Below are 26,571 nucleotides of genomic sequence, written 5' to 3'. Positions count from 1 at the left end.
TCGCCGACCCGCTTCCTACTGTGCATGGGGTTGTTTTCGACATTTTTGTTTGTGGAGGGGTCAGGAGTCCTGATCGCGATGCGCGATCTCGAGCGTGACCAGGCGCGCCAGCAGCGTCGCGGGATAAAGCTGCCCGAACACGGCTTCGAGGTTGCACAGGCTGCGCGCGATCGGATGCACGGGAATGACGTCGCCATAGCCGGTCGTCGTCAGCGTCGCGAAGCTGAAATAGATCACCTGGCTCGCAGCGCCGGGCTGTCCTCCACCTTCATGCCGGAAAACGCGCTCGGCACCAGCGATCCGATGAACGTATAGAGCGCCGAGAAGATCACCGCGACCGTCAGGTAGAACAGCACCGCGCCGATCACGCGATGATAGGTCACGCGCCCCGGTGCAAAGATCGCGCGGGCCACGGTCAAGGCCATCGTGATGCCGACGATGAACCAGGAGCCGGCGAAGAGATTGAGGTCGAGGATCGACGGCGACCTGATCCGCAGAATCGCGCCCGTCACGATCATGACGAGCGCGATCAACATCGCCACGACCGCGATCGGGCTGCCGGAGATCACGAAGATGCCGACGACCAGCAGCAGCGCCAGCACCAGCTCGGACGCCTGAAACGCGAAGATTCCGAGCGCCTGGAGCGGGGCAACCACGAACATCATGATCATCACCAGGGCGGTCAATCCGGTCAGCAGAGGATCGGCCCAGCGCTCGCGGATCTCGTCGATGTTCATGACGTCCTCGTCAGCCGATCGAGCAGGGCACGCTCAGGAAGCCGCGGAAGCGGATGCGGCCGCCGCGCACCGGCTCGCCGCTCACGGCATAGTTCGGGAAGCGCGCCAGGAAGCGCGAGATCGCAATCGCGCCCTCCAGCCGCGCCAGCGCCATGCCGGCGCATTGATGCGCGCCGGTGGCAAACGCAAGGTGCCGGTTCGGCGTGCGCGCGACGTCGAAACGTTCGGGGTCCGGAAACTGCGCGGGATCGCGATTGGCCGCGCCAATGCACAGCGTCACCGACGTGCCGGCATCGAGCATGACGCCGCCGAGCTCGACCTTTTCGGTCGTCATGCGGTTGCCGAGCTGGTTCGAGCTCTCGTAGCGCAGCATTTCCTCGACTGCGGTCTTGATCATATCCGGATTGTCGATCAGCCGCCGCTTCTGATCCGGATTCCGGTCGAGCGCCACGAGGCCGTTGCCGATCAGATTGGTCGTGGTCTCGTGGCCGGCATTGAGCAGGAAGATGCAATTGTGCAGCAGCTCCTTCTCGGTCAGTCGCTCGCCGTTCTCCTCGCCGTTCCCTTCTCCTTGGATCAGTCGCGTCAGCACGTCGCGCTCGGGATTGCCAGGCTTCCGGCGCCGGCGGGCGACCAGCGTCTCGAGATAGGCGAGGAAGTCCGTCACCGCCTTGTTGCCGCGCGCGGCGGCTTCAGGTGATACGACCGGCTCCAGCGCGCCCAGGATAGCCAGCGACCAGTCGCGCAGCGGCGCGCGCTCGTCATGGGGCACGTCGAGCAGATTGCCGATCACCTCGATCGGGATGGAAGCAGCAAAATCCTCGATCAGCTCGCAACGGCCCTTGGCGGCGATGGCATCGAGCAGGCCCTCGACCAGCTTGACGAGATCGCCTTCCATGCCGGCGATTGCGCGCGGCGACAGCGCGCCCATGATCAGGCGCCGCACGCGGGTGTGTGCTGGCGGATCGTTGAAGACGAGGCTGGTGGTGTGGTGCTCGTAGAGTGGGGTGTCACCATATTTCGGCGCGAATTCGCGCCGCTTGTCCGAGCTGAACGACTTGGTGTTCTTGTAGGTGGCGACGAGGTCGTCATAGCGGGTCAGGAACATTGTGCCGTTCGGCAGGCGCTTGACCGGCTCGTTCTCCCGCAGTGCACGATAGGTCGGATAGGGATTGGCGTAAAATTCCGCCGTCAATTTTTCCAGATCGAACCTGACCGCCAGTTCTTTCGCATCTGCGTTCATGCCGCCATACTCGCCGGTTGAGACCGATATGCCGTTTTCGCTCTATCGGGCGAAGCGGCTCACCGTCTACAGTCGTGCTGTGATTTGCTAGCCGACCGGACAGGAAAATGCACGCCCGCGCTGATGCTGCCGACACGGCCCCGAACTGGCACGACGATATTTTCGCGACCTTGCAACGCTTCGATGTCCGGCAGGTGCCTTACGTGCCTGATGCCGGCCATTCGAAGCTGATCCAGCGCGTACTGGGTTCCTCCTCGATGCGCGGCATTCCGCTGACGACGGAGGAGGAGGGCGTCGCGCTTCTCGCCGGCGCCTGGACCGGCGGACAGCGCGGCGTGCTGCTGATGCAGTCGAGCGGTGTCGGCAATTGCATCAACATGCTGTCGCTGATCCCGATCCTGCGCTTTCCGTTCCTCACCCTCGTGACCATGCGCGGCGAGTGGGGCGAGTTCAATCCGTGGCAGGTGCCGATGGGATCGACCACGCAGGGCGTGTTCGAGCTCTCCGGCGTCAAGGTGCTGCGCGCCTCGAACGCAGCCGAGGTGCCGGCGGTGTTGGAGGCGGCCGCGGCGCAAGCCTACAACGCGCTGACGCCCACCGCCGTCCTGCTGTCGCAGCGCCTGATCGGCGCCAAGGTTTTCACCAAATGAGCAAGGCCAATCTCCTCGACCGCCGCCAGGTGGTGTCTGCGCTGCTTGCGAACCGGAAGGACGTGGTTGCGATCGGCGGCTTAGGGGCTTCCACCAACGACATCACCGCCGCCGGTGACCACGCCCGCAACTTCTATCTCTGGGGCGGGATGGGTGGCGCCGCGATGATCGGGCTGGGGCTCGCGCTGGCGCAGCCAAAATTGCCGGTGCTGGTGATCACCGGCGACGGCGAGATGCTGATGGGCATGGGCAGCCTCGCCACCATCGGCCTCCAGAAGCCATCCAACCTTTCGATCGTCGTGCTCGACAACGAGGCCTATGGCGAGACCGGCGGCCAGACCAGCCACACCTCCGCCGCCGCCGATCTCGTCGGCGTCGCCAGGGCCTGCGGCATCGTCGACAGCCGGGCGATCTCGACCATGGCGGAGGTTGAGGCCTTCGCCAAAGCCGTCCACGACGTCACGGCCGGGCCTCGTTTTGCCAATGTGAAGATCGACAGCGCCAACGTGGAGCGGATCCTGCCGAGCCGGGACGGGACCTACATCGTCAACCGGATCCGCGGCGATCTCGGCTTCCAGCCGATCTGACCCCAACGGTCCCTGGAGTCGGCTGCGCCGCCAAGGCGAGGACGTCTGGCAAAATTCTACCGATTTTGCACCCATTTAGGTTGCGATGCAGCATTCGGCTTGACTTTTTGCGTGGGTGAGTGCTTACTCACCCACATGAGCTCATTGCGTATGACGAGCGACCTGAGGCGTCAGCTGATCCTCGGAGCCGCGAAGCGCTGCTTCGCCCGACACGGCTATACCGGCACCACGACCAAGAGCGTGGCGGCCGCAGCGGCCATTTCCGAGGCGCTGCTGTTCAAGCATTTCCCTTCCAAGGCGGCGCTGTACGCCGAGATCCTCAGCGACGAATGCGAGGCGGATCCCGCTTTCACCGAGCTGCTGGAGCGGGAGCCGTCAACGGCCAGCCTGGTCGAATTGATCCGCGGCATGGTCCAGCACTTCCTGAACATCGCCGACGGTCCTGACCAGGAAGAGGCGCAGCGCCTGCGACTGATGGCCACGAGCCATTTGGATGATGGCGAATTCGCCCGTCTGCTATATGCCAAGATCGAGAATCTGATCGGAGCGGTCTTCATTGCTTCGCTCGAACGTGCGGTCGCCGCCGGCGATGCGAGGCCGTGCGGGATCGAGCCCCTCAACCTGTTCTGGTTTGCGCATCATTCGGTGATGACGGCTGCGCTGACCAGGCTGCCCGTCACACCTTGCCTGGCCTATGGCAAGGCGAACGATCTGGAGCGGCAGCTCTGTGAGTTTCTGCTGAGGGGTATCGGACTTAACGACGCCGCAATTGCTTCGCATTTGGGCCGCGATCAGGCCGCGGATGCCGGCAAGACGGCGATTGCAGAGAGCGCATGACATGAACATCGTAGCCGAACACAACATTTCGGGCCAACCGATCGACAACAAGGCCCCCAAGCGTCCGGTCCGGCCGGTGCTGTGGTTCATCATCGTCGGCACGCTGCTGGCGGCGCTGGTCGGTGGCCTCGTCTGGTTCAATTACTTCCGTGGCCAGATGATCAAGCAGTTCTTCGCCAACAACAAGCCGCCGCCGACCGCGGTCAGTGCGGCCGAGGCGAAGTCCGAGGTGGTGCCGAACCTGCTCACCGCGGTCGGTGGCCTCGCCGCCGTGCATCAGGTCGACGTCAGCGCCGACGTCAATGGCCGCGTCACCGAGATCAAGTTCGCGCCGGGCGCCCATGTCGAGGCCGGCATGCCACTGGTGCAGCTGTTCGACGCACCGGAGCAGGGCGATCTCGCCAATTACAAGGCGCAGGCGACCGGCGCGCAGCTCGCGCTCGACCGCGCCAAGCAATTGGCGTCGCGCCAGTTCGGTCCACAGTCGACCGTCGATTCCGCGCAGGCTACCTATGACCAGGCAATGGCCGGCATCTCCAAGACCGAAGCGCTGATCTCGCAGAAGCTGGTGCGTGCACCGTTCTCCGGCGATCTCGGCGTCCGCAAGGTCGAGGTCGGCCAGTATCTGACCGCCGGCACGGCGATCGTGTCGCTGACCGATCTCTCGGAGCTGTGGGCCAACTTCACGGTGCCGGAAAAGGATTCGGGCAATCTCAGGGTCGGCCAGCCGGTTCGGCTCAAGGTCGACGCCTATCCTGGCCGCACCTTCGACGGCAAGATCACCACGATCGAGCCGCAGATTGCGGCCGATACCCGCAACATCCGCGTGCAGGCCACGATCGCCAATCCGGAAAAAATCCTGAAGCCCGGCATGTTCGTGACCACCACGGTGGTCATGCCGGACAAGCCGGCCGTGGTCACCGTTCCGGAGACGGCGGTCGACTACACGCTGTACGGCGACTCGGTGTTCCTGATCACCGAGAAGCAGGGAGAGGACGGCAAGACCAGCCTGAGTGCGGTTCGCACCTTCGTGCAGACCGGCAACCGGATCGAAGGACGCGCTGAAATCCTCAAAGGCCTGAAGCCGGGCGACAAGGTCGTCGCCGTCGGCCAGCTCAAGCTGCAATCGGGCGCGGCGGTGTCGATTTCCACCGACCCGGCTCCGTCCATCCCGGCGCAACCGCCGCGCTACTGACAATGCGCTCGCATGATGCGGCCCGGCCGGATCATGCCTCATAAGTCCAAGAGATCGAAATCGAGATTGCCGCGATGGCCTTTACCGATATTTTCATCAAACGCCCGGTCCTGTCGATCGTCGTCAGCCTGCTGATCCTTCTGATCGGTCTGCGCGCGGCAACGGTGCTACCGATCCGGCAATATCCAAAGCTGTCGAACACCGTCATCAACATCACGACGGTGTATCCCGGCGCATCGGCCAACCTGATCCAGGGCTTCATCACCACGCCGATCGAGCAGGCTGTCGCCTCCGCCGAAGGCGTCGACTACATCACCTCGTCCTCGGTGCTGGGCACCTCGACGATCCAGGTCTACATCAAGCTGAATTTCGATCCGAACCAGGCGCTCACCGAGGTGCTCGCCAAGACCAACTCGGTCAAATATTTGATCCCGAAGGAATCCAACGACCCAATCGTCACGAAGACCACGGGCCAGACCACGGCTGTGATGTATCTCGGATTCTCGTCAGATGAGCTGTCGGGCTCCGCGATCTCCGACTACCTGACGCGCGTGGTGCAGCCCGTGCTGTCGACGGTCGACGGCGTGGCGTCAGCCGACATCCTGGGCGGCCAGACCTTTGCGATGCGGCTGTGGCTTGATCCGGTGAAGATGGCCGGCCGCAACGTATCGCCGGCCGATGTGTCGGCCGCGATTGCCGCCAACAACTTCCAGTCCGCGGCAGGCCAGACCAAGGGCTATCTGATCGTCTCGAACATCTCCACGAACACCGACCTCGGTAACGTCGAGCAGTTCAAGAAGATGATCGTCAAGGCCAAGGACGGCGGCTTCGTGCGGATGGAGGACATTGCGACCGTCGAGCTTGCCGCGCAGAGCACGGACGCGAGCGTTGCCTTCAATGGCGAGCACGCGATCTTCATCGGCGTGCAGGCAACCCCGCAGGGCAATCCGCTGACGCTGGTCAAAGGCGTGCGGGCGCTGTTCCCCGAGCTCGAGCGCAATTTGCCGCCGTCGATGAAGATGAAGGTCGCCTACGATTCGACCAAGTTCATCCAATCGTCGATCGACGAGGTCGAAAAGACGCTGGGCGAAGCCGTGATGATCGTCATCGTGGTGATCTTCCTGTTCTTGGCTTCGCTCCGGTCGGTGATCATTCCGGTCGTCACGATCCCGCTGTCGATGATCGGTGTCTGCACCCTGATGCTGGCACTGGGCTTCAGCTTCAACCTGCTGACGCTGCTGGCGATGGTGCTCGCGATCGGCCTCGTGGTCGACGACGCCATCGTGGTGGTGGAGAACATCCACCGCCATCTGGAGGAGGGCAAGACGCCGGTGCAGGCGGCGCTGCAAGGCGCGCGCGAAATCGTCGGTCCCGTCGTCTCCATGACCATCACGCTCGCCGCGGTGTACGCCCCGATCGGTTTCCTCGGTGGTTTGACCGGTTCGCTGTTCCGCGAATTCGCCTTCACGCTCGCGGGCTCGGTGATCGTGTCCGGCGTCATCGCGCTGACGCTGTCGCCGATGATGTGCTCGGTGCTGCTGAAGAACACGGAAGAGGGCCGGTTTGCAAAACTGGTGAACAAGGTGTTCGGCGCCGTGACGCGCTGGTACGGCCGCAGGCTCGACCGCTCGCTCGACTACAAGGCAATCACCGGACTGTTCGCGGTGACGATCCTCGGGCTGGTCGGCTTCCTCTACATGCATACGTCGAAGGAGCTGGCACCGGAGGAAGACCAGGGTATCGTGTTCGCGGTGACCAAGGCGCCAAAATACGCCAACATCGACTATCTCGATTTCTACGGCGAGAAGCTCGACAAGCAATTCCAGAAGTTCCCGGAGACTGACCTTCGTTTCGTGCTCAACGGCATCAACGGGCCGCAGGGCGGCATCGCCGGCATGTTGCTGAAGGCGTGGGACGAACGGAAACGGTCCTCGATCGCGCTGAAGCCGCTGGTGCAGGCTGAGCTCTCCAAGATCGAGGGCGTCCAGGCCTTCGCGTTCAACCTGCCGCCGCTGCCGGGTGGGCCGGGCGGCCTGCCGGTGCAAATGGTGATCAATTCGACCGCCGGATTCCAGGCCGTCTACGAGCAGATGGAGAAGCTGAAGGACGCCGCGCGCAAGAGCGGCATGTTCATCGTTTCCGACAGTGACCTCGCCTACAATCAGCCGACGGTGACAGTGAAGATCGATCGCACCAAGGCCCAGGACCTCGGCATCAACATGCAGAACGTCGGCGGTGCCTTGGCGGTGCTGCTGGGCGGAAACTACATCAACCGCTTCAATCTCGAGGGCCGGTCCTACCAGGTCATTCCGCAGGTGCCGCGCGGTCAGCGGCTCTCGCCGGAATCTCTCGGTGGTTACTACGTGACGACCAACACCGGTCAGCAACTGCCGCTGTCGACGGTGGTGTCGATCGAGACCAGGACCGATCCGAATTCGCTGACCCACTACAATCAGCTGAATTCGGCGACGTTCTCGGCCGTGCCGATGCCGGGCGTGACTGTCGGTGCGGCGGTCGACTTCCTCGAAAGCGAGGCCAAGAAGCTGCCGCAGGGCTTCAGCCACGACTATCTCGCGGACAGCCGGCAGTATGTCCAGGAAGGCAATCAGCTCGCGATCACTTTCGGCTTCGCGCTGATCATCATCTTCCTGGTGCTGGCGGCACAGTTCGAGAGCTTGCGCGACCCGCTCGTCATCATGATCTCGGTGCCGATGGCGATCGTCGGTGCGCTGATTCCGCTGTTCTTCGGCATGGCGACCATGAACATCTACACCCAGGTCGGCTTGCTGACGCTGGTCGGGCTGATCACCAAGCACGGCATCCTGATGGTGGAGTTCGCCAACGAGCTCCAGGTCAACGAACGGCTCGACCGCCGCTCGGCGATCGAGATGTCGGCCCGCATCCGCCTGCGGCCGATCCTGATGACCACCGCCGCCATGGTGACGGGTTTGATCCCGCTCCTTACCGCGTCTGGCGCGGGTGCGGCGAGCCGCTTCTCGATCGGCCTCGTCGTCGTTGCCGGCATGTCGATCGGCACGCTGTTCACGCTGTTCGTGCTGCCGGCCGTCTATGTCGTGCTGGCGACCGACCATCGTGCGGCTGCCGATTCCGAGCGGAACAAAGAGGTCACCGATCTGGACCTCGGCGCCGACAAGGCGCTACGGCCGACCTGAGGTCGTTCGATCGAAGATTGCAAAGCGGCAATGGCCATCGCCATTGCCGCTTTTTTCTTGTCCCGTGCTAGTCTCGGGCCTGGCGCAAACGAGCGCCGGGAGAGACAGAGCCATGAGACGGCGCGAATTTCTGGGACAGCTCGGTTCTGTCGCGCTGCTGTGGCCGTCTGCTGCGGTGGCTCAGACCAGCAAGGTTTACCGGTTGGGGACGTTGACGCCGACTGCCGGGATCCCGGAGGCCAGCCAGGGCGGCAAGATCCTGATCAAGACGTTAGGGCAGCGGGGCTTCGTCCTCGGTCAAAACCTCGCCTTCGAGTCGCGCGGGGCGATGGGCGACGTCACGAAGCTTCCCTCGCTTGTTGCCGAGCTGAAGACCCACAACGTCGATGCTATCGTGATCATCGGCTATCCGACCGCGGTGGCCGCCAAAGCGGCCGGCGTTCCAACAGTTTGCGCGAGCGGGATCGGCGATCCCGTCGAAACCAGGCTGATCGAGAGCCTGGCGCATCCTGGCGGCAACATGACAGGGATATCCGATGTCGCATCGACGCTGAGCGCCAAGCGGCTGTCGCTGCTGAAGGAAATGTCGCCGAAACTGACCAAGGTCGCGATGCTCTGGAATAAGGACGACCTCGGTATGACCACGCGCTATCAGGCGTCCGCCAAGGCCGCCCAGGCGCTCGGGTTGACGGTGCAGGCGCTTGGCGTGCGAGAGCCCGACGATTTCAACGAGGCATTCTCCGTCATGAATGCCGACCTGCCGGATGGCATCCTGATGGTGGCTGACGCATTGACGATCCTGAACCGCAAGCGGGTCTTCGAGTTCGCCGCGGCCAAGAAGTTGCCGGCGATGTACGAATTCGACTACCTGGCCCGGGATGGTGGACTGATGTCCTACGGGGCGGACTCCTCGGAATCGTTCGAGCGGGCGGCTGCGCTGGTCGACCGCATCTTCAAAGGGGCAAGCCCCGGCGATCTCCCGTTTGAGCAGCCGACCCACTATCCCCTCGTTCTCAACCTGAAGACGGCGAAAGCGACCGGGCTGGAGATCCCGCCCACTTTGCTCGCGTTGGCCGACGAAGTGATCGAATAGCGTTGTGCACTGCGGTAGGAGACAAGGTCCGGCCTTCTTGCTAGGTTTGGGCCGATGAGCATTTCCCTCCATCCCGACACGCCGAAGGCGCGGTCGCTGCCCAGTGCTGCGGCAGCCGATGCCAATGTCAGGGAGGAAGCGACGCCGCGTGTTCGCACGCGACTGTTCGCCAAATACGTTGCGCTGTTCGTCGTTGTGGTCGGTATGGCGCTGCTCGCCAATGGCTTGTTCGAGGTCTTCTTCTATTACCGGGAGCACAAGGCCTCGCTGATCCGGGTCCAGCACGAGCAGGCTGAAGCTGCCGCCGCCAAGATCAGCCAGTTCGTCAAGGAGATCGAGAGCCAGCTCGGCTGGACCACGCAACTGCCGTGGTCGGCGGGCTCGATCGAACAGCGCCGGTTCGATGCGCTGCGGTTGCTGCGTCAGGTGCCTGCCATCACCGAGCTTGCCCAGGTGGATTCGACCGGCAAGGAGCGGTTGCGGGTTTCGCGGCTGGCCATGGATGCGATCGACAGCGGCATCGACCTGTCGGCCGATCCGAAGTTCACCGAGGCGGTCGCGCACAAGGTCTATTATGGCCCGGTGTATTTCCGCCGCGAGTCCGAGCCCTATATGACGCTGGCGCTCGCCGGTGCGCGCAAGGATGCCGGCGTCAGCATCGCGGAAGTGAACCTCAAGCTGATCTGGGACGTCGTCTCCCAGATCAAGGTCGGCGAGCACGGCCATGCCTATGTGGTCGGCCCGGAGGGACGCCTGATTGCGCATCCCGACATCAGCCTCGTGCTGCGCAATACCGATATGTCGGGGCTGCCGCAGGTGCGCGCTGCGCAGGCCGGTGGTGGCATCATGCCCGATGCACTTCAGGAAGCAGTCAACATCCAGGGCCAGAAGGTCTTGACGGCCTCGGCGCCGATCGAGCCGCTGCACTGGACCATGTTCGTCGAGCTGCCGGTCGAGGAGGCCTATGCCTCGCTCTATGCCTCGTTGCAGCGGCTCTCGATCGTGTTGCTCGCGGCGTCGATCTTTGCCGTGCTCGCGGGGGTCTTCCTGGCGCGGCGCATGGTCGGTCCGATCCAGGCGCTGCGCGCAGGCGCCGAACGGATCGGCGGCGGCGACTTCTCGCAGCGCATCTCGATCAAGACCGGCGACGAGCTCGAAGGGCTCGCCGACCAGTTCAACGACATGGGCGCGCGGTTGCAGGAATCCTACGCCGACCTCGAAAAAAAGGTCGAGAGCCGCACGGCGGAGCTCAGTGAAGCGCTACAGCAACAGACGGCGACTGCCGACGTGCTCAAGGTCATAAGCCGATCTGCATTCGATCTGAAATCCGTTCTGACCACGCTTACCGAATCGGCGCAGGCGCTGTGCGGCGCTTCGCTTGGAATCATTTGCCTTCGCGACGGCGACATCATGCGGCTCAAGGCCCAGTCGGGCTGCACGCAGGCCTTCATCGACTTCATGCAGGCGAACCCGATCAGTCCCGGTCGCCAAACGATTACCGGTCGCGTCTTCACGGACGGCAAGCCGGTCCATGTTCCCGACATTCGCGAGGATATAGAGTACGATTTCGGTCAGGCGCCGTCGATCGGTCTCTACCGTGCCGTGCTTGCCGTGCCGCTGATGCGCGATAAAGCGGTCGAGGGCGTTCTGCTGCTGGGGAGGCCGGAGCCGGGACCATTCAGCCAGCGCCAGATAGATCTGGTGCAGACCTTCGCCGACCAGGCTGTGATCGCCATCGAGAACGTCAGGCTTTTCGAGCAGGTGCAGGAGCGCACCAAGGAGCTGTCGCAGTCCCTTGACGAGCTGCGCACCGCGCAGGATCGCCTGGTCCAGACCGAGAAGCTGGCTTCCCTCGGTCAGCTCACCGCCGGCATCGCCCACGAAATCAAGAATCCGCTCAACTTCGTCAACAATTTCTCCTCGGTCTCGACCGAGCTGATCGACGAGCTCAACGAGGTTCTGCGATCGGCAGCGCTTGACGACAAGACCAGGGAAGAGGTCGACGAACTCACCCATATGCTCAGGGGCAATCTGGAAAAAGTGGTGCAGCACGGCAAGCGCGCCGATTCCATCGTCAAGAACATGCTGCTGCATTCACGTGAGGGGGCCGGCGAGCACCGTGCGGTCGATATCAACGGGATCGTCGAGGAGAGCCTCAACCTTGCGTATCATGGCGCTCGCGCCGAAAAATCCGGCTTCAACATCACGCTCAAGCGCGACTTCGATCCGACAGCGGGCATACTCGACATCTACCCGCAGGAGATCAGCCGCGTCTTTCTGAATTTGATCTCGAACGGATTTTATGCCGCGACCAAGCGCAAGGAGAGCGCCGGTGACGGCTTCGAGCCCACCTTGAGTGCGGCGACCAAGAACCTCGGCAATAAGGTCGAGATCCGGATCCGAGACAACGGCACCGGAATTCCGCCCGAGGTGAAGGAGAAGATGTTCAATCCCTTCTTCACCACCAAGCCGGCCGGCGAGGGCACCGGGCTCGGCCTGTCCATGAGCCACGACATCGTCGTGAAACAGCACGGTGGCACAGTCGACGTGAATACTGAACCTAATGTTTTCACCGAATTCATCATCACGCTGCCGCGAACCATGGCAGCAGGCAATGCCGGAGGCGAGACTTGAACGTTTACATCCTGGTCGTCGACGACGAGCCCGACGTGGAGGCGTTGTTCCGGCAGCAGTTCCGGCGCGACCTGCGCGCCGGTCGCTTCCAGATGGAGTTTGCACCCTCTGCGCCCGATGCGCTCAGACGGGCCGCCGAGGTTCGCGACCCCTCGTTGATCCTGATCCTGTCGGACATCAACATGCCCGGCATGAGCGGGCTCGACATGCTGCCGCACGTGCGTGCCGAACATCCGCACGTTCCCGTCATCATGATCACGGCCTATGGCGACGCCGAGACGCGCAAGCGGGCGATCGAGCGCGGCGCCACGGGGCTCCTCACCAAGCCGATCGACTTTGCGTTGCTGCGGCATGAAATCGACACGAGGCTCGAGCAGGCGGCATGACCTCGACCATCCTCTTCGTCGACGACGAACCCGATCTGGAAGCGCTGATCCTGCAAAAATTCCGCAGGCAGATTCGCGACGGGCTGGTCACCATCATCTTCGCGCGCGACGGCCTCGAGGCGCTGGAGTCGCTCGAGCAGAATCCGCATGTCGACATGGTGGTCTCCGACATCAACATGCCGCGCATGGACGGGCTGTCGCTGCTCGCGAAGCTCCAGGAGGCCGAGGACAAGAAGTCGACCATCATCGTGTCGGCCTATGGCGACATGAGCAACATCCGCACCGCGATGAACCGCGGCGCGTTCGACTTCCTGACCAAGCCCATCGATTTCGTCGATCTCGAAACCACGATCCAGAAGACCATCCGCCACATCGAGATGCTGCGCGAGGTGCGGCGCCGCCAGGCGGAAGCGGAGCGGGCGCATGCTTCGCTCTCGCGGTTTTTTTCGCCGGAGATCGCCAGGCGTCTGGCTGTCGGCGGTGAGGGCGACGGCATGGCGGTGCAGTGGCGCAATGTCGCGACCATCTTCACCGACATCACCGGCTTCACATCACTGGTCGAGAGCGCCTTGCCCGAGACGCTGGGCGAACTTCTCAACGAATATGTTGGCGGCATGACCGAGATCGTGTTCGCGCATGAGGGGACGGTTGCCAAGATCATCGGCGACGCCATCCAGATCCTCTTCAACGCGCCCGGCGATCAGCCCGATTACGCGACGCGTGCGATCGCCTGTGCCCACGATCTCGACCTCTGGGCCGAGGACTTTCGCGCGCGCTGGAAGGACAGGGGCGTCAATTTCGGGACCACGCGCATCGGGGCCCATGCCGGCCCCGCGCTGGTCGGCAATTTCGGCGGCAACCGCTTCTTCGACTACACGGCGTACGGCGATACCATCAACACCGCGGCGCGGCTGGAGGCGGCGAACAAGCACCTCGGCACCCGCATCTGTGTCAGTGCCAGCATCGCGGAGGGCGCCGGGAAATTTCAGGGCCGTCCCGTCGGTGAACTGGTGCTGCGCGGACGCAGCGAGCCCCTGCGGGCATTCGAGCCGCTGCCGCCGGCGAAATTCGAGCAGCCTGCGACGACGCAATATTCCGCGGCGTTCGCCAGGATGGAGGCGGGCGATGCCGCCGCCATGCCGGCCTTTGCCGCGCTGGTCGGGATGCATGCCGACGACCCGCTCGCCGGCTTTCACCTGAAGCGCCTGCTCAACGGCGCCAAGGGCATCCGCATGCAACTCGAATAGGAGCTCGTGATGGTTCGTGATTTCTCCGCCGGCAATTATCGCTTCATTCCGTCCGTCTTCCAGTATTCGGCCGGCGCGGCGGCGGATGAGGGTCATGAAATCGAGCGCGTCCGGTTCGACCGCCTCGTGCCGCTGGCCGAGGGTTTTGCGCGCGCGGCGAAATACATCCAGGAGGCGGGCCGGCCGTTGACGGCGTTCTGCGCCTGCGAGCTGCGTTCGCCCGCGGCCTTCAGCGAGGAAGGATTTCGCGCGTTCAATCTGCACTATGTGAAGACGCTGTCCGAATGGGGCATCTTCGACGGCGCCACCAATCCGGTGGCGCGCAGCAATGTCTGCCCCGAGATCGATCCGCCATCCGAGCCGTCATTCTATGCGTTCTCGTTCACCCGTCCGACAGGATCGAAGGCGCCGAGCTTCGTGATCGCGGGCGGCGCCGAGGCGCGCGAGGGCGGCGGCACGTATGTCGAGCGCACCGTGCGCTATCGCGATCTCAGCCCGGAAGGTCTGCGGGAAAAGGTCCGCTTCACGACGACGTCTCAGATGGAAAACCGCATGGCCGCCTTCGGCTTCGGCTGGAAGGATACCACCGGCGTGCAGGCCTACTCCGTGCATGATTTCCACCACGCGCTGGTCGACGAACTGGTCCGCCGTGGTGCCTTGCGCTCAGGCCTGACCTGGCATTTTGCCAGGCCACCGGTGGTCGACCTCGAATACGAGATGGACTGCCGCCGCGTGATGCGCGAAACCGTAATCTAGCGCTGGCGCGGATCTAGCGCGTCGCGCAGGCCGTCGCCGAGCAGGTTCAGGGACAGCACCACGAGGAAGATCGCGAGCCCTGGCCAGATCGCCATCCAGGGCGCCTGGGTCAGGAAGCGTTGCGCCGCGTTGAGCATGCTGCCCCAGGACGGCGCCGGCGGCTGCTGGCCGAGGCCAAGGAACGACAGCGCGGCCTCGGCGATGATCGCAGCCGCGATCGAGAGCGTGGCCTGCACCAGCAGTGCGGGCAGGATGTTCGGCAGGATGTGCGAGAACGCGATCCGCCAGCCGGGATTGCCGAGCGCACGCGCCGCCTCGACATAATCTTCGGCCTTGACGACCAGCACCTGGCCGCGGGTCAGACGGATGAAGATCGGGGTCGCCGAGATGCCGATCGCGATCATGGCGTTGCCGAGGCTCGGGCCGAGAAACGCGGCCAGTGCGATTGCCAGGATCAGGAACGGGCAGGCCAGCATCGCATCGGTGATCCGGCTGATCAGCGCGTCGACAAATCCGCCGCGATAACCCGCGATCAGACCGAGCGGCACGCCGATGCCGAGCGCGATCACGACCGAAATGAGACCCGCGAGCAGCGAAGCGCGTGCGCCATAGATGACGCGGCTGAAGATATCGCGGCCGAGCTCGTCGGTACCGAACCAGTGCGCCGCGGTCGGCGGCTTGCGCACCAGGCTCCAGCTTGTCGCGATGGGATCATTGGGCACGATCAGCGGGGCGAGCAGCGCCAGGCCAATGAAGATCGTGATCGCGACGAGGCCGAATACGGCGGCCTTGCGCTTGAACAGCCGCCGTCGCGCGCGGCGCGCCGGGCTGTCGAGCTCGTAGGCTTGCGTGGCGGAGGGCGCGGGCAGTGCGGCGTCGGTCATGGCGCTAGCCCCGAAGCCGCGGATTGACGAGGATATAGGCGACGTCGGCGACCAGGTTCAGCGTGATGTAGACCGTGGCCGTCACAAGCACCACGCCCTGCACGACGGCGTAGTCGCGGTTGAACACGGCGTCCACGATCAGCTTGCCGAAGCCGGGAATGGAGAAGATCTGCTCGGTCAACACGGCGCCGGACAAGAGCGTGCCGAGCTCGAGCGCGCCGAGCGTGATGATGGGCGTCAGCGCGTTGCGCATGGCATGCTTGAGGATCACCGAGCGCTCGGACAGGCCCTTGGCGCGCGCGGTGCGCACATAATCGCTCTCCAGCACCTGGAGCATGGCGCTGCGGGTATGCCGCATCAGGATCGCGGAGATCGCGTTGCCGAGCACGAAGGCCGGCATGATGGTGGCAGCGAGGCTCATGCGCCAGTTCTCGGTGAGCGGCACATAGCCCGAGGCCGGCAGCCAGCCGAGCTCGATCGAGAACAGGAAGATCAGCAGGATCCCGAGCCAGAAATTAGGGGTCGAGATGCCCCACAGCGCAAACAGATTGGCGCCATAGTCCCAGGCGGTACCTTTCTTCACGGCGGAGACGATGCCGGCGGGAATGCCGATGAGGAAAGCGATCAGGATCGCCATCGAGCCGAGCTGGAGCGTCACCGGCAGCTTCTGGGCGATCAGCTCGCGCACCGGCATCTTGTTACGCAGCGACTCACCGAAATCACCGGTCAGAACGCCCTTGAGCCAATAGACGTATTGGACCGGGATCGGCTGATCGAGCCGGTATTTATGACGGATCTGCTCGATGGCTGCGGGATCCCGTTCCTCGCCGGCCATCACCAGCGCGGGATCGCCCGGCAGCAATTGCTGGAGCGAGAAGATCAGCACCGACACGAAGAACAGTGTCGGCACGATCTGCGCGATGCGGCGGGCGAGGAAGTTCAGCATGGTTGGGCCCGCGTCCCGGGCAGAGCTGCGATCACTTGAACTTCAATCCGACGACGCGCACGAGCCCGTCGGGCATCTGCTTGTAGCCCTCGAGCTTGGTCGTGTGGGCGATCAGCAGCGTGCGGTGATAGATGTAGATGATCGGCAGATCGTCGAGCAGGATTTTGGTCAGCTTCGCGTAGATCGCCTTGCGCTCGTCGACATTGGATGTCGCACGCCCATCTTCCATCAACTTGTCGGCGTCGGGGTTCGCGTATACGCCGTCGTTCTGCGGCGCCTTGCTGCGCATGAAGATGTAGGAATTGCCGTCGGGATCGATGCGGCCGCTCCAGTTGATCTGGAAGATCTGGAACTCGCCGGCCTGGGCTTGCTTGAAAGTGGTTGCGAATTCGACGGCGCGGATCTTGATGTCAAAACCTGCTTCGGCAGCCATTGACTGCACGACCTGGGCCACGGCCTCGTTTTCCGCGCCCTTGGGGATCATGTAGTCGACGGTCACCGGCGTAGCGACGCCGGCTTCCTTCAGCAGCGCCTTGGCCTTCGCGATGTCGCGGCCATGGACCGGGAATGCCTTCTGGTAATAGGGATGCGTCGGGCTGACCCACTGATTGCCGGGCGTGAATTCGCCGTTGAACACGACCTGGTTGATAGCTTCGCGATCGATGGAGAGGTCCAGCGCCTGACGCACCTTCGCCGACTGGCTCAGCGGGCCCTTGGTCTTGTCGTTTCCGATATTGACGGTCAGGCCGAGATAGCCGAGCTCCGGAGCAGTCGACAGCACCAGCTTGGGATCGGCGCGGACGTCCTTGATGTCGGTGGCGAGCACGCGCTCGATCAGATCGAGCCCGCCGGATTTGAGGTTCGCAAGCCGAACCGTGGCGTCGACGATCGGCAGGAACACGACACGATCGATATGGATATTGTCCTTGTTCCAGTAGTCGGCGAATTTCTCGAACACCATGCGGTCCTGCTGGACGCGCTCGACGAATTTGTAGGGACCCGCGCAGACCGGGTGCAGGCCGAACTTGTCGCCGGCCTCTTTCGCCGCCTTCGGCGACACCATCATGCCGGAGCGGTCGGTGAGCTGGGCGATCAGCGGCGAGTAGGGCGTCTTGAGCACCAGCTTGATGGTCAGGGGATCGACCACCTCGACGTGATCGACGCTGGCGAGCTCCGATTTCCGGAACGAGGTCGGCAGCGTCATGTGACGCTCGATCGAGAATTTGGCGGCCTCCGCGTCCAGCGGCTCGCCGTCGTGGAATTTGACGTTGGGCCGGAGCTTGATCGTCATCGCCATGCCGTCCGCCGAGGTCTCGTAGGACAGCGCGAGCTGCGGCACGATGTTGAGCTTCTCGTCGATGTCGAACAGCTTGTCGCAGAAGGCCGAGAACACGATGCGGCCGACATAGGTGCGGCCGATGCTGGGGTCGAGGATGTCCGGGTCCTCGGCAATGCCGATGCGAAGCGTGGTCTGGGCCTGGGCGATGCCCGCGAACGACGTCAGCAGGGCCGACGCCAGAAATGCCAAACGCACAAAACGCATCGTTCTCAACCTCTGTTTGGCGGCTATGCCGGGTCGGTCCCCAATGAACTAACCCCGCCGCCGCGGACTGCTTCCGGGCCGCCGCTGAAGGCAGCGACCAATTTTTCAAGGGCCGGCGAGAAGCCGCCGTCCGACGGGACGATCGCCGCGGAGGGCGGCAGTTCCGACGTTCGGTGGCAGGCCGTTGCATGTCCGATGCCATCCGCCACGAGCTGTGGCATTTCGCTGCGGCAACGGTCGACGACATAGGGGCAGCGGGTGTGGAAGCGGCATCCCGGCGGCGGGTTCAGGGCGCTTGGGATCTCGCCCTGGAGCACAATCCGGCTGCTTTTTGCCCGCGGTTTAGGCACGGGGATCGCGGACAGCAGCGCCCGGCTATAGGGGTGGCGGGGCGCCGCGAACAGCGCATCCGCTTCGGCCGTCTCGACGATCTGGCCGAGATTCATCACCGCGACGTGGTCGGCGATGTGCTTGACCACGGCGAGATCGTGCGAGACGAAGATATAGGCGAGGCCAAGCCGGTCCTGAAGCTCGCGCAAGAGGTTCAGGATCTGCGAGCGGATCGAGACGTCCAGCGCCGAGACCGGCTCGTCGCAGATGATCAGTTTTGGCTCGACCGCAAGCGCACGGGCAATGGCGATGCGCTGGCGCTGGCCGCCGGAGAATTCGTGCGGATAGCGTCGCTCGAGCCGCGGCTCCAGCCCGACCAGCCGCAATATCTCCGCGACCCGCTCCCGGCGCTGCGCCGGCGGCACGAGATTGTGCAGCGTCAGCGGCTCGGTCAGGATCTGGCCGACCGTCATGCGCGGATTGAGCGAGGCGTAGGGATCCTGGAAGATGATCTGGGCCTCGCGGCGAAAGGCGCGCAGCGCGTCGGCATCGAGCGCGAGCAGGTCGCGGCCCTCGAAGCGCACCGCGCCTGCATCCGGCTCGATCAGACGCAGCACGAGGCGGCTGACGGTGGATTTGCCGCAGCCGGACTCGCCGACCAGCGCCAGCGTCTTTCCGGCCTCAAGAGAAAAGCTAACACCATCGACCGCTTTGACATGCGCCAGCGCGCGGCCGAACAATGAGCGTTCGGCGACGAAATGCTTGACCAGGCCGTTGACCTCGAGCAGCGCCATCACGACACCAACAGTTCGAGCGGCGCGCGGATGCAGCGCGAGAGGTGGCCGGCGCTGACTTCGACCAGCGGCGGCGGCGCCCTGGTGCAGGCCTCCAGCACGAACGGGCAGCGCGCGGCGAAGCGGCAGCCGGCGGGCGGCTGTGCCATGTTCGGCACCATGCCCTCGATCGTGGCGAGCTGCTCGGCGCGATGATCGAGCCGCGGGATCGAGCCGAGCAGGCCGACCGTATAGGGATGCTGTGGCGCCGAGAACAATTCATCCACAGGCGCGCGCTCGACGATCTCGCCGGCATACATCACCGCGACCTCGTCGCAGACCTCGGCGACCACGCCGAGATCATGGGTGATCAGGATGATGGCGGCACCGCTGGCGGCCTTGAGCTCGCGCATCAGCTCCAGGATCTGCGCCTGCAAGGTGACGTCGAGCGCGGTGGTCGGTTCGTCCGCGATCAGGAGCCGGGGATCGCAGGCGAGCGCCATCGCGATCATGACGCGCTGGCGCATGCCGCCCGAGAGCTTGTGCGGATATTCGTCGATCCGCCGCTCGGGCGAGGGGATGTGGACCCGCCGAAGCAGCGCGATCGTGCGGTCGCGCGCGCTCTTCCGTGAGCCGCCACGATGACGCAGGATCGTCTCGACGATCTGGTCGCCGATGGTGAAGCTCGGATTGAGCGAGGTCATCGGCTCCTGGAAGATCATCGCGAGCCGGTTGCCGCGGAGGTCGCGCAGAGTCTGGTCGGGAGTCTTGAGCAGGTCGAAACCGTCGAACTTGATCGCCCCTGATATCTCGGCGTTGCTCTTCGGCAGCAGACCCATGATCGCGAGCGACGTCACGCTCTTGCCGCAGCCGGATTCGCCGACGAGGCCAAGCGTTGCGCCATTGGCGACGCTGAGATCGACGCTGTCGACCGCATGGGTGATCCGGCCGTCGTCGCCGTGGAAGCGGATGCGCAGATCCCTGATCTCGATGAGAGGGTTAGTGCTCATGTCTGCCTTGCGCGCGCTGCGGCGATGCTGGCGTCGATGACGCTGCGATCGGTGTTGCCGGCCGAGTTCTGCCGCGTCGGCATCGAGTTGCGGAAGTGCACCCAGAGCTCGTGGCTGACTTGGTCGAGCCGTTCGAGCTCGCCGAGCGGATCAGGATGATCATCGGCACGAATGTCCAGTGCCGGCCATTCCTCCTCGCCGTGGATCAATAGCGCGGCCGACTGCTTGCCGCGCTTGTCGCCGCCGGCGGCTTCGCCTGCGCGCATCGCCGCGAGCAGACGGCGCGGGAAGGGCAGGCTGTCACTGGCGATATAGGTCTTCGCGGTCTCGCTGAGAACATCGGAGCCCGCAAGCATGTTGCCGGCGATGGAAAAGCCGCTGCCCGCCACGTGCCCGCACCAGGCGACGCAATCACGACCCGTATGCGCCGCGATCGCACCGCTCGCATCCATGATGTGGATTTGGCGGCTCTCGCGGCCATCGTCTGTCGCGAGCAGCGCGGCGAGAACATCATGCGCGTTCAGGCCTTCTCGCAAGAGCTTGACGCCGTCGATGCCGTAATAAGGATTGACGAAGGCCTGCGTCGCGATGGCGCCGAGGCCGGCGGCGATATACGGCACGCGCGCACCGACGGCGAAGAAGCGGGTCGCAACCGCGATGCCGAACTGGCCGGTGGCAGGATCGCGCGCGATGATCGACCAGGTCATTTGCTTCCTGTCAGCGTCCCGCGGCGTAACCCTGCATGCCCCGCGGATTGGCGGCTGCGCGGCGGCGTACCCCGACGCGCGAGGCCGCGGTGAGGCGGCCCTCGGACCAGTCGGGTCCGACTTCCACGATATGACCGCGCTGGCGCAAATTTTCGATCGTCGCCTTCGGCACGCGGTTCTCGACCACAAGCACGCCGGGGCGCGCGGTGCGCGGCCAGAACGAGATCGGGAAGTGCTCGGAGTGCCAGGCCGGCGCGTCGATCGCTTCCTGGAGATTGAGGTTGCAATGGACGTGGCGCAGAAAGAACTGCGTGATCCACTGATCCTGCTGGTCGCCCCCGGGCGAGCCCCAGGCCAGATACGGCTCGCCGTCATGCAGCGCCATGGTCGGGGACAGCGTGGTGCGTGGCCGTTTGCCGGGCGCGAGCGAGGCCGGATGGTTTTCCTCCAGCCAGAACATCTGGGCCCGGCTGCCGAGGCAGAAGCCGATTTCCGGAATGACCGGTGAGGATTGCAGCCAGCCGCCCGACGGTGTCGAGGACACCATGTTGCCGGCCTTGTCGATGATGTCGAAATGCACGGTGTCGCCGCGCACTTCGCCGAAGCGGCCGACCGTTGGCTCGCCAGCGCCGAGCGCGCCCACCGCCTCACGCTGTCCCTCGGCGCGGCGCAGCTTGACCACGCCGCCAAAGCCCTCGACCGCGCCGGGCCGGAAGTCGAGCGAGGCCTTGTCGGCGACGAGCTTGCGGCGCTCATCGTTGTAGGCGTCCGACAGCAGCGTCGCGATCGGGATCTCGTTGAACTTCGGATCGCCGTAGAATTTCTCGCGGTCCGCGAAGGCGAGCTTGGCGCATTCGATCTGGAGATGGATGAACTCCGGCCCGGTCGGGTCGAGCCCGTCGAGTGCAAAGCCCTTCAGCAGCGCCAGCTGTTGCAGCGTGACCGGGCCCTGGCTCCAGACGCCGGCCTTGCAGACGGTGTAGCGGCCATAATCGTAGGTGAGCGGCGTCTCGATCGTCGGCTGCCAGCGCGCCATGTCGTCGGCCGAGAGCACGCCGCGATGTGGCGAGCCGCTGACGTCCATCACCTCTTGCGTCCGGCAGAACTTGTCGATGGCCTCAGCGACAAAACCTTGCGACCAGGCCTTTCGCGCGCGATCGATCTCGGCATCGCGTCCTCCGCCGCCACTCTCGGCTTCGCTGAGGATGCGGGTGTAGGTCGCGGCCAATGTCTTGTTGGTGAAGAGCGTGCCGGGGCGCGGCACTTCGCCGTTCGGCAGGTAAACCGCGGCCGAGGTCGGCCAGTGCTTGCGGAACAATTGCTCCACGGTCTGGATCGTCGCGCAGGCGCGCTCGACCAGCGGATGGCCAAAGCTAGCATAGGAGATCGCGGGCTCCAGCACGTCGCGCAGCCGCAGCGTGCCGTAGTCGCGCAGCAGCATCATCCAGGATTCGAAGGTGCCGGGGACACAGGCCGCAAGGAGACCTGTGCCGGGCACCATGTCGAGGCCCTCGCTCCTGTAATGTGCGATGGTCGCGCGGGCCGGCGCCGGGCCTTGGCCGCAGATCACCTCGGTGCGGCCTCGCTTGACGTCATGCACGATGATCGGCACGTCGCCGCCGGGGCCGTTCAGATGCGGCTCCACCACCTGGAGCGTGAAGGCTGTGGCGACGCCGGCATCGAACGCGTTGCCGCCCTTTTCGAGCGCGGCCATACCGACGGCGGTCGCGATCCAGTGTGTAGAGGCGACGACCCCGAACGTGCCCTCGATCTCGGGGCGCGTTGTAAAGGGATCGGGATTGACTTTGCTGGCCATGAAAGTTCGCTACCTTATTTTCGGCGCGCGCAATTGATCACAGGCCACGCCGTGCCGCCAATGCGCAGGCCGCATGGCACGCGCGCGTCACGCCGGGACCGGCGCGGTGTTAACCGCGTGGCAGGCGACGCCGTCGATCAATTCCGGGGTTTCCTTGCGGCAGAGGTCGAATGCCAGCGGGCAGCGCGGATTGAAGGCGCAGCCGGGTGGCGGGTTGATCGGGTTCGGGATCTCGCCCTTGACCGGAATGCGCTGGCGGCCGCTCATGGCGAGGTCTGGCACGGCGCCGAGCAGCATCTTGGTGTAGGGCATGCGCGGGCGGGAAAACAGCTCGCGTCCCTCGGCGATCTCGACGATGCGGCCGAGATACATCACGCCGACGCGGCTCGCCATGTGGCGGACCACGGCGAGGTTGTGGCTGATGAACATGTAGGTCAGGCCGAACTTGTCCTGGAGATCGCGCATCAAATTGAGGATCTGCGCCTGCACGGAGACGTCGAGCGCCGAGGTCGGCTCGTCGCAGACGATGAACTCGGCATCTGAGGCGAGCGCGCGCGCGATCGCGATGCGCTGGCGCTGGCCGCCTGAGAACTCGTGTGGAAACTTCAATCGGTCGTCGGGATGCAGGCCGACGAGGCTGAGCAGCTCGCCGACGCGGGCCTGGATGTCGCGCTCGCCCTGGATCAGGTCGAAGGCGCGGATCGGCTCGGAGATGATGGCATCGACGCGGAAGCGCGGGTTCAGGCTCGCATACGGATCCTGAAAGATCATCTGGATGCGGCGTCGCAGTTTTCGCCGCGCCAGCGCCTGCCGGGGATCGGCCATCGGGATTCCGTCGATCAGCACGTCCCCGGAGCTCGGCGGCAAAAGGCCGACGACCATCCGCGCCACCGTGGTCTTGCCCGAGCCGGACTCACCGACCAGCGCAAACGTCTCGCCCTTCCTGATATCAAACGTGACGCCGTCGACTGCCTTGAGAAATTCGAGCTGCCCGCCTTCAAGCACGCGGTTGAGCCATGGCTTCGAGACGTCGAAGACGCGGCGCAGATTTGTCGCCTGGACGAAAGGCGCGCTCATGCCGCGCTCTCCGCCGGCACGCTGTCATAGAGATGGCAGGCAACCGACTGTGTGCCGCGCGACAACGGCTCCGGCCGGTCCACCCGGCAGCGATCGAAGGCGGAGGCGCAGCGCGGATTGAACGAGCAGCCGCGCGGGATCGCCGACAGCCGCGGCATCGAGCCGGGGATCTGAACCAGGCGCTTGTCATCGCCGGCAAGCGTGGGGATCGCGCCCATCAGGCCCTTGGCGTAGGGGTGCAGCGGGTTCTTCACGACGTCCTGCACCGGGCCGATCTCGGCGACACGGCCGGCATACATCACGGCAACGCGGTCGGAGGTCTCGGCGATCACGCCCATGTCGTGCGTCACCAGCATCACCGCGGTGCCGTGATCGCGGCCGAGGCGTTTGATCAGCGAGATGATCTGCGCTTGCACGGAGACGTCGAGTGCGGTGGTCGGCTCGTCGGCGATGATCAGTTCCGGCTCGGCGCAGATCGCGAGCGCAATCACCACGCGCTGGCGCATGCCGCCGGAGAATTCATGGGGATAACCGTCGATGCGCTTTTCCGGTGCGGGAATGCCGACTTCGGCGAGCAGATCGATGGCGCGGCGGCGCGCCGCCGTCTCGGACAGGTTCAGGTGGGTCTTGATCGTCTCCACGATCTGGTCGCCGACCTTGTAGAGCGGATTGAGCGAGGTGAGGGGATCCTGGAAGATCATGCCGATGCGCTTTCCCCTGATACGGCGCATTTCCTCCGGCGGCAGATTGTCGACGCGCAGGCCGGAGAGGCGGATCTCGCCGGCGGAGATGCGGCCGGGCGGATCGATCAGGCCGATCACCGAGAGCCCGGTGACGGATTTGCCGGCGCCGGATTCGCCGACCACGCCCAGCACTTCGCCCTTGGCGATGTCGAAGGAGACACCGTCGATCGCCCGCAGCGTGCCGCGGCGGGAGGCGAACTCGACCTGGAGATTGCGCACGGAGAGGACGGGTTCGGTCATGAACGGGGGATACTCATCGGAGCTTCGGGTTGAGCGCGTCGCGCAGCCAGTCGCCGAGCAGGTTGATGGACAGGATCAGCGCTGCGAGCGCGATGCCCGGGAAGGCAACGATCCACCATTCGCCTGCGAACAGATAATTGTTGCCGATGCGAATGAGCGTGCCGAGCGAGGGCATGGTCTCGGGCATGCCCGAGCCGAGAAAGGACAGCGTCGCCTCGGTGATGATGGCGAGCGCGAGATTGATGGTGGCGATGACGAGGATCGGCCCCATTGTGTTCGGCAGCACGTGGCGCAGCATGATCACGGGAGCGGGCAGGCCGATCAATTGCGCGGCGGCGACATAGTCCTTGTTTTTCTCGACCATCACCGAGCCGCGCACCGTACGGGCATATTGCACCCAGAAGCTCAGGCCGATCGCGAACACCAAAACGCCCAGCATGCTCATCTCGTCGAGCCTGTTGCCGAGCACCGATTTAGCGATGCCGTTGATCAAAAGCGCAATCAGGATCGCCGGGAAGGAGAGCTGCACGTCGGCGATGCGCATGATCAGCCCGTCGACGGCGCCGCCGAAATAGCCGGCCGTCAGCCCGAGCAGGATGCCGAGCGCGCCGGAGAGGACCACGCCGAGCACGCCGACGAGAAGCGAGATGCGCATGCCGTAGAGGATCGCGGAGAGCACGTCGCGGCCCTGCTCGTCGGTGCCGAGCAGGAACGGGCTCTGGCCGTCCGCGGTCCACAGCGGCGAGATGCGCGAATTCATCAGCTGGAGCTGCGCCGGATCGAAGGGATTTTGTACCGACAGCACGGACGCAAAGATCGCGACCAGGAAGAACAGCAGCGTGACCGCCGCCGCGATCATGGTGATCCTGGAGCGGCGGAACGAATAGAACAGGTCGCTGTCGAGCGCGCGCCTGAGCCAGCCAGGAGCGGTGGTCGCACTTTTCTCGGCTTTGTGCGGAACGACGGCCTCGCTCATCTCAATGCGCCCGGCTGACCGTCGAACGCAGCCGCGGATCGACGATGGTGTAGAGGATATCAACCACGAGATTGATGGTGACGAAGATCAGGGACACCATCATCAGATAGGCCGCCATGATCGGGATATCGACGTTTTGAACGGCCTGCACGAACAGGAGGCCCATGCCCGGCCACTGGAACACGGTCTCCGTGATGATGGCGAAAGCAATTACCGAGCCAAATTGCAGGCCGGCCACGGTGATCACGGGCACCAAGGTGTTGCGCAGCGCATGGCCGAAATGGATGGCGCGCGTGGTGAGGCCACGAGCGCGGGCGAAGCGGATGTAATCGGTGCGCATCACCTCCAGCATCTCGGCGCGGACGAGGCGCATGATCAGGGTCATCTGGAACAGGCCGAGCGTGATCGAGGGCATGATCAGCGCCTTCAGGCCCGAGAGCGTCAGCAGCCCCGTCGTCCACCAGCCGATATGCACGACATCGCCGCGGCCGAACGAGGGCAGCCAGCCCAGCGTTACTGAAAACAGGTAGATCAGGAGGATGCCGATCAGGAAGGTCGGCAGCGAGATGCCGATCAACGAGACGGCCTGGAACACATGCGCGAGCCAGCTGTCACGACGCAGCGCGGAATAGACGCCCATCAGGATGCCGCTGACCATGGCGAAGATGGTGGCAACGATGGCCAGCTCCAGCGTGGCCGGCATCCGCTCCATCAGCAGGTTGGTGACGGGCAGGCGGAACTGGTAGGACACGCCGAACTTGAACTGCGCGGCGTTGCCGACATAACGGCCGAACTGCACGATGACGGGATCGTCGAGGCCGAGCGATTTGCGGATCGCGGCGCGTTCGGCGCCGGACGTGTCCATCCCGACCATCTGGTTCACGGGATCGCCGGCGAAGCGGAACATCGAGAACGCGATGATTCCAACTGCGATCATCACGCCGACGGCCTGGATGGCCCGGCGCAGTGTGAAAGCGAGCATCTGTTC

The 26,571-nt window shown here is 64.4% G+C and carries 24 protein-coding genes; 10 read left to right on the top strand and 14 right to left on the bottom strand.

Annotation, left to right across the window (positions count from 1 at the left end; translation table 11 throughout):
* Positions 1-60: 60 nt before the first annotated feature.
* The 3 genes from IC761_RS35935 to IC761_RS25120 are packed head-to-tail and all read right to left on the bottom strand — an operon-like array spanning position 61 to position 1,980.
* Entirely contained in the window at positions 61-237 is a 177-nt protein-coding gene (locus IC761_RS35935) for a potassium channel family protein (protein ID WP_246791311.1), read from the bottom strand.
* Positions 234-737: an ion transporter gene (locus IC761_RS25125; RefSeq protein WP_246791310.1), complete on the bottom strand. Its 504-nt coding sequence runs from the start codon at positions 735-737 to the stop codon at positions 234-236. The genes IC761_RS35935 and IC761_RS25125 overlap by 4 nt, the downstream gene beginning before the upstream one ends.
* A gap of 10 nt (positions 738-747) precedes the next feature.
* Complete coding sequence (locus tag IC761_RS25120) at positions 748-1,980, bottom strand: cytochrome P450 (protein ID WP_195799373.1); 1,233 nt, start codon at positions 1,978-1,980, stop codon at positions 748-750.
* Between the two features lie 107 nt (positions 1,981-2,087).
* On the opposite strand from IC761_RS25120, the gene IC761_RS25115 reads away from it, so the two are divergent.
* The 10 genes from IC761_RS25115 (at position 2,088) to cnbZ (ending at position 14,538) form a co-directional block, all read left to right on the top strand.
* On the top strand, positions 2,088-2,630 hold the full coding sequence (locus tag IC761_RS25115) for a phosphonopyruvate decarboxylase (RefSeq protein ID WP_195799372.1): 543 nt from the start codon (positions 2,088-2,090) through the stop codon (positions 2,628-2,630).
* Positions 2,627-3,217, top strand: coding sequence for a thiamine pyrophosphate-dependent enzyme (locus IC761_RS25110; RefSeq protein ID WP_195799371.1), 591 nt, complete (start codon positions 2,627-2,629; stop codon positions 3,215-3,217). Before IC761_RS25115 ends, IC761_RS25110 begins: the two co-directional genes overlap by 4 nt.
* A 135-nt stretch (positions 3,218-3,352) precedes the next feature.
* Positions 3,353-4,054 (top strand): TetR/AcrR family transcriptional regulator, encoded by a 702-nt coding sequence (locus IC761_RS25105; protein WP_195804765.1) that lies wholly within the window; start codon positions 3,353-3,355, stop codon positions 4,052-4,054.
* Position 4,055: 1 nt separating this feature from the next.
* The gene (locus tag IC761_RS25100; RefSeq protein ID WP_195799370.1) at positions 4,056-5,249 is read left to right on the top strand and encodes an efflux RND transporter periplasmic adaptor subunit; all 1,194 of its coding nucleotides are present in this window, start codon (positions 4,056-4,058) and stop codon (positions 5,247-5,249) included.
* A 74-nt stretch (positions 5,250-5,323) separates the two neighbouring features.
* Positions 5,324-8,422, top strand: coding sequence for a MexW/MexI family multidrug efflux RND transporter permease subunit (locus IC761_RS25095; RefSeq protein WP_195799369.1), 3,099 nt, complete (start codon positions 5,324-5,326; stop codon positions 8,420-8,422).
* 112 nt (positions 8,423-8,534) lie between these two features.
* Positions 8,535-9,515 carry an ABC transporter substrate-binding protein gene (locus IC761_RS25090; protein WP_195799368.1) on the top strand — a complete coding sequence of 327 codons (981 nt, stop codon included), beginning with the start codon at positions 8,535-8,537 and terminating at the stop codon, positions 9,513-9,515.
* A 54-nt stretch (positions 9,516-9,569) separates the two neighbouring features.
* Positions 9,570-12,149 (top strand): sensor histidine kinase, encoded by a 2,580-nt coding sequence (locus IC761_RS25085; protein WP_195799367.1) that lies wholly within the window; start codon positions 9,570-9,572, stop codon positions 12,147-12,149.
* Positions 12,146-12,535: a response regulator gene (locus IC761_RS25080; RefSeq protein WP_195799366.1), complete on the top strand. Its 390-nt coding sequence runs from the start codon at positions 12,146-12,148 to the stop codon at positions 12,533-12,535. The genes IC761_RS25085 and IC761_RS25080 overlap by 4 nt, the downstream gene beginning before the upstream one ends.
* Positions 12,532-13,782, top strand: coding sequence for an adenylate/guanylate cyclase domain-containing protein (locus tag IC761_RS25075; protein WP_195799365.1), 1,251 nt, complete (start codon positions 12,532-12,534; stop codon positions 13,780-13,782). Before IC761_RS25080 ends, IC761_RS25075 begins: the two co-directional genes overlap by 4 nt.
* A 9-nt stretch (positions 13,783-13,791) precedes the next feature.
* Positions 13,792-14,538, top strand: coding sequence for a 2-amino-5-chloromuconate deaminase CnbZ (gene cnbZ / locus IC761_RS25070; RefSeq protein ID WP_195799364.1), 747 nt, complete (start codon positions 13,792-13,794; stop codon positions 14,536-14,538).
* Here cnbZ and IC761_RS25065 read toward each other — a convergent pair.
* From IC761_RS25065 to IC761_RS25015, 11 genes are all read right to left on the bottom strand, one after another.
* The gene (locus tag IC761_RS25065; protein ID WP_195799363.1) at positions 14,535-15,422 is read right to left on the bottom strand and encodes an ABC transporter permease; all 888 of its coding nucleotides are present in this window, start codon (positions 15,420-15,422) and stop codon (positions 14,535-14,537) included. The two genes, cnbZ and IC761_RS25065, sit on opposite strands and share 4 nt — an antisense overlap.
* 4 nt (positions 15,423-15,426) lie before the next feature.
* Entirely contained in the window at positions 15,427-16,368 is a 942-nt protein-coding gene (locus IC761_RS25060) for an ABC transporter permease (RefSeq protein ID WP_195799362.1), read from the bottom strand.
* A gap of 31 nt (positions 16,369-16,399) precedes the next feature.
* Positions 16,400-17,911 (bottom strand): ABC transporter substrate-binding protein, encoded by a 1,512-nt coding sequence (locus tag IC761_RS25055; RefSeq protein ID WP_195799361.1) that lies wholly within the window; start codon positions 17,909-17,911, stop codon positions 16,400-16,402.
* A 23-nt stretch (positions 17,912-17,934) separates the two neighbouring features.
* Entirely contained in the window at positions 17,935-19,035 is a 1,101-nt protein-coding gene (locus tag IC761_RS25050) for an ABC transporter ATP-binding protein (RefSeq protein ID WP_195799360.1), read from the bottom strand.
* Positions 19,035-20,024, bottom strand: coding sequence for an ABC transporter ATP-binding protein (locus tag IC761_RS25045; RefSeq protein ID WP_195799359.1), 990 nt, complete (start codon positions 20,022-20,024; stop codon positions 19,035-19,037). Before IC761_RS25045 ends, IC761_RS25050 begins: the two co-directional genes overlap by 1 nt.
* On the bottom strand, positions 20,021-20,731 hold the full coding sequence (locus IC761_RS25040) for a DUF1028 domain-containing protein (protein ID WP_195799358.1): 711 nt from the start codon (positions 20,729-20,731) through the stop codon (positions 20,021-20,023). The genes IC761_RS25045 and IC761_RS25040 overlap by 4 nt, the downstream gene beginning before the upstream one ends.
* Before the next feature lie 10 nt (positions 20,732-20,741).
* Positions 20,742-22,547 (bottom strand): gamma-glutamyltransferase family protein, encoded by a 1,806-nt coding sequence (locus tag IC761_RS25035; RefSeq protein ID WP_195799357.1) that lies wholly within the window; start codon positions 22,545-22,547, stop codon positions 20,742-20,744.
* Positions 22,548-22,634: 87 nt separating this feature from the next.
* The gene (locus IC761_RS25030) at positions 22,635-23,624 is read right to left on the bottom strand and encodes an ABC transporter ATP-binding protein (RefSeq protein ID WP_195799356.1); all 990 of its coding nucleotides are present in this window, start codon (positions 23,622-23,624) and stop codon (positions 22,635-22,637) included.
* Complete coding sequence (locus IC761_RS25025; RefSeq protein WP_195799355.1) at positions 23,621-24,607, bottom strand: ABC transporter ATP-binding protein; 987 nt, start codon at positions 24,605-24,607, stop codon at positions 23,621-23,623. The genes IC761_RS25030 and IC761_RS25025 overlap by 4 nt, the downstream gene beginning before the upstream one ends.
* A gap of 13 nt (positions 24,608-24,620) precedes the next feature.
* Positions 24,621-25,583 (bottom strand): ABC transporter permease, encoded by a 963-nt coding sequence (locus IC761_RS25020; protein ID WP_195799354.1) that lies wholly within the window; start codon positions 25,581-25,583, stop codon positions 24,621-24,623.
* Position 25,584: 1 nt separating this feature from the next.
* Positions 25,585-26,565, bottom strand: coding sequence for an ABC transporter permease (locus tag IC761_RS25015; RefSeq protein WP_195799353.1), 981 nt, complete (start codon positions 26,563-26,565; stop codon positions 25,585-25,587).
* Positions 26,566-26,571 lie beyond the last annotated feature (6 nt).

The sequence above is a fragment of the Bradyrhizobium commune genome (assembly GCF_015624505.1).
Classification (GTDB): Bacteria; Pseudomonadota; Alphaproteobacteria; order Rhizobiales; family Xanthobacteraceae; genus Bradyrhizobium; species Bradyrhizobium commune.
This window is presented reverse-complemented; position numbering and strand designations above follow the sequence as displayed.

What these genes read in the sequence shown, in the direction of transcription:
- IC761_RS25125 (WP_246791310.1), bottom strand. Translation starts at nt 737, where the DNA reads ATGAACATCGACGAGATCCGCGAGCGCTGGGCCGATCCTCTGCTGACC.
- IC761_RS25120 (WP_195799373.1), bottom strand. Translation starts at nt 1,980, where the DNA reads ATGAACGCAGATGCGAAAGAACTGGCGGTCAGGTTCGATCTGGAAAAA.
- IC761_RS25115 (WP_195799372.1), top strand. Translation starts at nt 2,088, where the DNA reads ATGCACGCCCGCGCTGATGCTGCCGACACGGCCCCGAACTGGCACGAC.
- IC761_RS25110 (WP_195799371.1), top strand. Translation starts at nt 2,627, where the DNA reads ATGAGCAAGGCCAATCTCCTCGACCGCCGCCAGGTGGTGTCTGCGCTG.
- IC761_RS25105 (WP_195804765.1), top strand. Translation starts at nt 3,353, where the DNA reads ATGAGCTCATTGCGTATGACGAGCGACCTGAGGCGTCAGCTGATCCTC.
- IC761_RS25100 (WP_195799370.1), top strand. Translation starts at nt 4,056, where the DNA reads ATGAACATCGTAGCCGAACACAACATTTCGGGCCAACCGATCGACAAC.
- IC761_RS25095 (WP_195799369.1), top strand. Translation starts at nt 5,324, where the DNA reads ATGGCCTTTACCGATATTTTCATCAAACGCCCGGTCCTGTCGATCGTC.
- IC761_RS25090 (WP_195799368.1), top strand. Translation starts at nt 8,535, where the DNA reads ATGAGACGGCGCGAATTTCTGGGACAGCTCGGTTCTGTCGCGCTGCTG.
- IC761_RS25085 (WP_195799367.1), top strand. Translation starts at nt 9,570, where the DNA reads ATGAGCATTTCCCTCCATCCCGACACGCCGAAGGCGCGGTCGCTGCCC.
- IC761_RS25075 (WP_195799365.1), top strand. Translation starts at nt 12,532, where the DNA reads ATGACCTCGACCATCCTCTTCGTCGACGACGAACCCGATCTGGAAGCG.
- cnbZ (WP_195799364.1), top strand. Translation starts at nt 13,792, where the DNA reads ATGGTTCGTGATTTCTCCGCCGGCAATTATCGCTTCATTCCGTCCGTC.
- IC761_RS25065 (WP_195799363.1), bottom strand. Translation starts at nt 15,422, where the DNA reads ATGACCGACGCCGCACTGCCCGCGCCCTCCGCCACGCAAGCCTACGAG.
- IC761_RS25060 (WP_195799362.1), bottom strand. Translation starts at nt 16,368, where the DNA reads ATGCTGAACTTCCTCGCCCGCCGCATCGCGCAGATCGTGCCGACACTG.
- IC761_RS25055 (WP_195799361.1), bottom strand. Translation starts at nt 17,911, where the DNA reads ATGCGTTTTGTGCGTTTGGCATTTCTGGCGTCGGCCCTGCTGACGTCG.
- IC761_RS25050 (WP_195799360.1), bottom strand. Translation starts at nt 19,035, where the DNA reads ATGGCGCTGCTCGAGGTCAACGGCCTGGTCAAGCATTTCGTCGCCGAA.
- IC761_RS25045 (WP_195799359.1), bottom strand. Translation starts at nt 20,024, where the DNA reads ATGAGCACTAACCCTCTCATCGAGATCAGGGATCTGCGCATCCGCTTC.
- IC761_RS25040 (WP_195799358.1), bottom strand. Translation starts at nt 20,731, where the DNA reads ATGACCTGGTCGATCATCGCGCGCGATCCTGCCACCGGCCAGTTCGGC.
- IC761_RS25035 (WP_195799357.1), bottom strand. Translation starts at nt 22,547, where the DNA reads ATGGCCAGCAAAGTCAATCCCGATCCCTTTACAACGCGCCCCGAGATC.
- IC761_RS25030 (WP_195799356.1), bottom strand. Translation starts at nt 23,624, where the DNA reads ATGAGCGCGCCTTTCGTCCAGGCGACAAATCTGCGCCGCGTCTTCGAC.
- IC761_RS25025 (WP_195799355.1), bottom strand. Translation starts at nt 24,607, where the DNA reads ATGACCGAACCCGTCCTCTCCGTGCGCAATCTCCAGGTCGAGTTCGCC.
- IC761_RS25020 (WP_195799354.1), bottom strand. Translation starts at nt 25,583, where the DNA reads ATGAGCGAGGCCGTCGTTCCGCACAAAGCCGAGAAAAGTGCGACCACC.
- IC761_RS25015 (WP_195799353.1), bottom strand. Translation starts at nt 26,565, where the DNA reads ATGCTCGCTTTCACACTGCGCCGGGCCATCCAGGCCGTCGGCGTGATG.